The following is a 4,824-nucleotide window of genomic DNA, read 5'->3' as shown; positions in this document are numbered from 1 at the left end:
CCCCGGCTCCGCCCGCCGGCGCCACCCCCGCCGCCATGCCGCTGCGCGACGGGCTGGTGGCGTTGCCGCATGTCTCGCCGGTGCTTGCCGCCCCGGTGCGCGGCAATCCGCTCGGCGACGACCGCCCCGGCGAGGGAAGGCTGCTGGCCGAGGTGACCCGGCGCCAGGCCGAGATCGACCGCCGCGAGCGCGGGCTGGAAGCGCGCGAGGCCCGGCTGCAGGCGGCCGAAAGCCTGGCCCGCCAGCAGATCGCCGAGCTCGCCCGGCTGCGCGAGGAGGTGGAGCGGATGGTGGTGCGCGAGAGCACCGCCTCGGAGGCCGATATCGATGCGCTGGTCGCGCTCTACGTCAACATGCGGCCGCAGCAGGCGGCCAAGGTGCTGGAGCGGCTGGAGCCGCCGCGCGCCGCGGTGATCCTGCTGAAGATCCCCGACCGCCAGGCCGGGCCGATCCTGGCGCAGATGGAGCCGCCCGCCGCCCTGGCCCTGACCCAGGAGATCGCCGGAAGGCGCGAGGCCTTCCGGGTGGTGAACTGAGCTAGCCGCCGGGCTGCCCGTCCACGGCGGGGCGGCGCCCGGCTTCCTGGCGCCCCGTTTCCTGGTGTCCGGCCTGCCGCCGGGCGATGTCATGCGCCAGCAGCGTGTCGGCGAGCTGGGCGGAGATCGCCCGGCACCCTTTCTCGTCCTGCAGCGCATAGCCGCCCTCGGCCAGCGCGGTCATCTGGCTCTGCGCCGCCGGCAGCAGGAATTCCAGGTCGCATTCCAGCAGCTCCGCCGCCTCGCGCAGCGTCGCGTCGCTGGAGCGCACCAGGGCACGCTGGGCGAAGAGCCGGCGCGACAGATGCAGCACCGCGTCCAGCGTCGCCGCCTGGGCCAGCGGCACCGGCTCCTCCGGCAGGTCGGCGCGGCGCAGGTTCATCCGCCAGGGCAGGTCGGCCGGGCCGCTGCGCTGCAGGTCCAGGCACCATTCGCCGCGCCGCGCGCACCAGGCCAGCGGCGCGGTGGTGGCGAAGCGCAGCACCCCCTCCATCGTCGTGCCGGGCGGCGCCGCCATCGGCGGGGCGGGGGCGGCGAGGTCCAGGCGCAGCGCGTCCAGCCGGCGCTGCTGGCCGCGCTGGCGCCACCACATCCAGCCGCCGACGCCGGCGGCCAGCACCAGCCCGGCGCCCAGGCTCCATCCCGGGCGGTCGATCATGTCGGGCAGCAGCCCGGCCTCGACCCCGAGCAGGCCGGCGCCCACCGCGCCGGCGCCGACCCCGGCGCCGAGGCCCGCCAGGCCGAGCAGCGTCGCGGCCTGCAGCAGGGCCTGGGGGGGACGGGGGGTCGCGGCCATCGCATCGCTCCGTTTTGGGAAGGCGCCGGGTCGGCAAGCTGCCGGGGAATGGGCGGCGCCCGGCGGAGCTTGCCACGCAATTTATTATTTTTCGCAAATTCCGGTGACGCCGGGGGTGCCGGCCACCGAAGCCTGCTGCAAGGCGCCGGGCATCCATGCGAAATTACCGGAATGAGCTCTACGACTCCTGGCCTGGCCCTGGGCCCCTGGCCGCTGCTGTTCGACCCGGCGCTGCCGGCCGCCGGCGCTTGGCTGGCGCTGCCGCTGGCCCTGCTGCGCCACCTGCCGGCCGGCGCCGACCCTGTCCCCGATCCGGGCCGGCTGGCCTATCTCAGTCTGGCCGAGCAGCTCGCCGCCCCCGGCGAAGGGCCGGCGCCGCGCATGACGCTGAGCCGCGCCTATGTCCCGGCGCGGCGGCTGCCGCGGCTGGAGGGTGCGACGCCGCTGCAGGCGGTCGCGCTGCGGCTGCCGGGCTGCGCCGCGCGGCTGCTCGGCCTGCCGCGGCTGAATGCCCGGGTGGTGCGCTTCGGCTTTCCCGGCGCCCGGCTGGTGCTGGCCGATGGGCGGCAGGGCGAGGTGGTGGCGACGCTGCCCCACCGCAGCGCCGGGCGGTCCGCGGCCGCCCTGCGGGTGGCGCTGGAGGATGCGCTGCTGGAGCTGCCGCTGCATGGCTTCGCTACCCGGGTCCGCAGCTTCGACGGCCCGCCCGGCCCAATCTCCAGGCCCGAATCCGCATGATCACTGGAATGCGAAAAATGGAAATAAAAGAGAAGCCCGCGCTGGCTGCGCCCTTCCGCGATCTGGACTGGGAATCGCTCGCCCCCTGGCTGCTGGACCGCGCCACGGCGCAGGGCCGGCGCGATGGGCTGGCCGGGTGGCGATCCGCCGCGCCGGACAGCCCGCCCCCGGGCCTGCCGCAGCCCTGGCCGGCCCCGCCGGCGTTGCTGCTGGCCGGGCTCGGCCAGTGCTACGCCGCCGGGCTGCGCCACGGCCAGGAGGTGCGGCTGGAACAGGCCCGGCGCCGCGCGGCCTCTTGGGCCTGCGCCGGTTAAATCTGCACGGGGCGATAGGCGCGGCGCGCCTCGGCCAGCGGGTCGATGCTGGTCTCCGGCAGGCTGGTGGCCTGCTGGCGCAGCGCCTCCAGCACGCTGGCCGGCAGCTCGCCCGGCTCCGCCTCGCGCCCGCGCTGGGCGGCGGCGCGGTTCATCCGGCTGAAGACCTCGACCAGGGTGGAGGTCATCGCCTGTTCCGACGGGTGCAGGACGCGCGCGGGATTGCCGCGGCCCCACCACAGCGGCTCCTCGCTGGCGACCGGGGCGGCGGGCTTGCTGGCCATCACCGCGGCGGCGGCGCCGGGGGTCAGCTCGACCGGCCCGGCCGGCGGCGCCATGCCGAGCGAGGCGTAGATCTGCCCGACCCGGCCGCGCAGCTTGTCCATCAGCTGCTGGGTGGAGAGCGGATTGCCGTCGGCGCCGCGAAAAATTGCCGGATTGGCGCGGGCGGCCTCGGGCAGGATGTCGCTGGCGGCGCGCGACGGGTCGCTGGCGGCGGCGCGCAGCAGCTCGGTCGCGCCGCGCAGCCCGAGGAAGTGGCCGAGATAGAGCTCGGTCGCGTCCGGCGCCCGGCCGCCCAGCGCCGGGCGCAACGCGTCCGACAGGTCCTTCAGGTGCTCGGCGCCCAGCTTGGCGGAAATCGCCGGGTCGTCGCGCAGCGCCAGGATGCGGGTGCGCATCGCCGGGTCGCTGACGGTCAGCCGGCTGCCGCTGCGGCTGATGGCGGCGGCCTCGTTGGCCAGGCCGTGCTCGGCGCCATGCGCCTGGACGACGCCCAGCCAGGTCTGGTCGATGAACTGGAACAGCCCGCGCGCCGAGGAGGTGGAGGCCTGGGCATCGGCGCGGAAGCCGCTTTCCATCGCCGCCTTCGCCGCCAGCACGTTGAAGCCGAGGCCGGTGGCCTGGGCGGCCTGGCGCAGCGCGCCCGCCACCTGGGCGTCGACGCGGAAGCGGCCGAGCTGCTCGGCGCGCGGCGCGGCGGCGGCGGCGGCGGCCGCGGCCCCGCCCGCCTTGTCCTGCGCCTGGTCCAGGGCCTTGGTGACGCCTTCGGGGATACCGACGGGAAGGGGCATGTTCGTCCTCTCGGTCGCTATTGCGAAAAATGCTCATAGCACAGAAAGGTGCGAAATGGTAAGAGCGAAGCGCCGGCCAGGTTCTGGCCCGACCATCGCACCAGCGCATTGCGGGGCCGACCCAATCGATGATCCAGATCGCCGGAATTCTCGGAGTTTTCGCCGCCGTCTTCGGTGGCTACCTGATCGCCGGCGGCAAGATGGGCGTGATCATGCACGCCATCGGGCCGGAGATGATGATCATCGGCGGCAGCGGCTTCATGACGCTGCTGATCGGCGGCGACGGGGCCCTCGTCGCCAAGACGATGAAATCCTTCGGCAAGGTCTTCAAGGGATCGCAGTGGCGGCGGAAGGATTTCTCCGACCTGCTCTGCCTGCTCTACCTGCTGCTGCGCACGCACCAGAAGGAGGGCGCGGCCAAGCTCGAGAAGCATATCGAGAAGCCGGAGAACTCGCCGATCTTCGGCCGCTACACGCGGCTGACCAAGGAGCCGGCGCTGCGCGGCCTGGTCTGCGACACGATGCGCACCATCACCTTGAACAACAAGGACCCGCACCGGGTGGGCGAGATGATGGAAGGCGCCATCGACAAGCGCCATGCCGAGAATCTCAAGCCCGCCAAGGCGATCCAGCTGATGGCCGACGCCTTCCCGGCGCTGGGCATCGTCGCCGCGGTGCTCGGCGTCATCAAGGCGATGGGCGCCATCAGCGAGAGCCCGGAGATCCTGGGCGGCATGATCGGCTCGGCCCTCGTCGGCACCTTCCTCGGTGTCTTCCTGTCCTATGGGCTGATCGGGCCGATGGCCGCGCGGCTGAAGGCCATCATCGAGGAGGAGAAGCGGATGATGGATGTCACCCGCGCCGTCATCACCTCCTATCTGGAAAACCTCTCGCCGCAGATCTGCGTCGAGGTCGGCCGCCAGGCCATCCCCTCCAAGCTGCAGCCGAGCTTCGACCAGATGGAGGAGCAGCTGCGCGAGGCCGGCCGTGCGAAAGCCGAGGGCGCCGCCGAGGGTGGCGGGGAGTAAGCCCGGTGAAGGCCCGGCCCGGCGCGCGGATGCCCTCTTCGGTCTCCCTCCCCCCGCGGCTCGCGGTTGGCGGGCTGGGGGCGGTGCTCCTCTGCCTGTCCGGCGCGCCGGTGATGGCGCAGGCGCCGGCGACACCCGCGCCCGGCACCCTGCCGGCGCCCGCTTTGCCCTCGACCGCCGCGCCGACCCTGCCGACCACGCCCTCGGTGCCGCAGGGCCTGTCCACCCCGGCGCCACGGCCGAATGCGGCGCCGCAGAACAGCCTGGCGCCCGCCGCTGGCGGCAGCATCGCGCCCGCCGCGCCGCCCGCCGCCGCCGCGCCCGGCCGCGCCCCGCCAC

5 protein-coding genes and 2 pseudogenes are annotated in these 4,824 nt (G+C 74.3%); 5 read left to right on the top strand and 2 right to left on the bottom strand.

Annotated features, from left to right (window positions below; translation table 11 throughout):
- Nucleotides 1-536, top strand: a pseudogene (locus GVN67_RS28000) (MotE family protein); the annotation flags it as partial.
- Between the two features lies 1 nt (nucleotide 537).
- Here GVN67_RS28000 and GVN67_RS27995 read toward each other — a convergent pair.
- The gene (locus tag GVN67_RS27995) at nucleotides 538-1,332 is read right to left on the bottom strand and encodes a hypothetical protein (protein ID WP_160000590.1); all 795 of its coding nucleotides are present in this window, start codon (nucleotides 1,330-1,332) and stop codon (nucleotides 538-540) included.
- 171 nt (nucleotides 1,333-1,503) lie between these two features.
- On the opposite strand from GVN67_RS27995, the gene GVN67_RS27990 reads away from it, so the two are divergent.
- Together GVN67_RS27990 and GVN67_RS27985 are read left to right on the top strand one after the other, a co-directional pair.
- Complete coding sequence (locus tag GVN67_RS27990; RefSeq protein WP_160000589.1) at nucleotides 1,504-2,070, top strand: hypothetical protein; 567 nt, start codon at nucleotides 1,504-1,506, stop codon at nucleotides 2,068-2,070.
- Nucleotides 2,071-2,087: 17 nt separating this feature from the next.
- The gene (locus GVN67_RS27985) at nucleotides 2,088-2,384 is read left to right on the top strand and encodes a hypothetical protein (RefSeq protein WP_160000588.1); all 297 of its coding nucleotides are present in this window, start codon (nucleotides 2,088-2,090) and stop codon (nucleotides 2,382-2,384) included.
- On the opposite strand, the gene GVN67_RS27980 is transcribed toward GVN67_RS27985, so the two are convergent.
- The gene (locus GVN67_RS27980; RefSeq protein ID WP_160000587.1) at nucleotides 2,381-3,457 is read right to left on the bottom strand and encodes a hypothetical protein; all 1,077 of its coding nucleotides are present in this window, start codon (nucleotides 3,455-3,457) and stop codon (nucleotides 2,381-2,383) included. The two genes, GVN67_RS27985 and GVN67_RS27980, sit on opposite strands and share 4 nt — an antisense overlap.
- 128 nt (nucleotides 3,458-3,585) lie before the next feature.
- Between GVN67_RS27980 and motA the strand changes: the two genes are divergently transcribed.
- Complete coding sequence (motA, locus tag GVN67_RS27975) at nucleotides 3,586-4,485, top strand: flagellar motor stator protein MotA (protein WP_160000586.1); 900 nt, start codon at nucleotides 3,586-3,588, stop codon at nucleotides 4,483-4,485.
- Between the two features lie 83 nt (nucleotides 4,486-4,568).
- Nucleotides 4,569-4,824, top strand: a pseudogene (locus GVN67_RS27970) (MotA/TolQ/ExbB proton channel family protein); the annotation flags it as partial.

The organism is Roseomonas sp. 18066 (assembly GCF_902706185.1).
In the GTDB taxonomy this organism is placed as follows: Bacteria; Pseudomonadota; Alphaproteobacteria; order Acetobacterales; family Acetobacteraceae; genus Pseudoroseomonas.
This window is presented reverse-complemented; position numbering and strand designations above follow the sequence as displayed.

Coding starts and splice junctions, on each gene's coding strand:
- GVN67_RS27995 (WP_160000590.1), bottom strand. CDS start 1,332: ATGGCCGCGACCCCCCGTCCCCCCCAGGCCCTGCTGCAGGCCGCGACG.
- GVN67_RS27990 (WP_160000589.1), top strand. CDS start 1,504: ATGAGCTCTACGACTCCTGGCCTGGCCCTGGGCCCCTGGCCGCTGCTG.
- GVN67_RS27985 (WP_160000588.1), top strand. CDS start 2,088: ATGGAAATAAAAGAGAAGCCCGCGCTGGCTGCGCCCTTCCGCGATCTG.
- GVN67_RS27980 (WP_160000587.1), bottom strand. CDS start 3,457: ATGCCCCTTCCCGTCGGTATCCCCGAAGGCGTCACCAAGGCCCTGGAC.
- motA (WP_160000586.1), top strand. CDS start 3,586: ATGATCCAGATCGCCGGAATTCTCGGAGTTTTCGCCGCCGTCTTCGGT.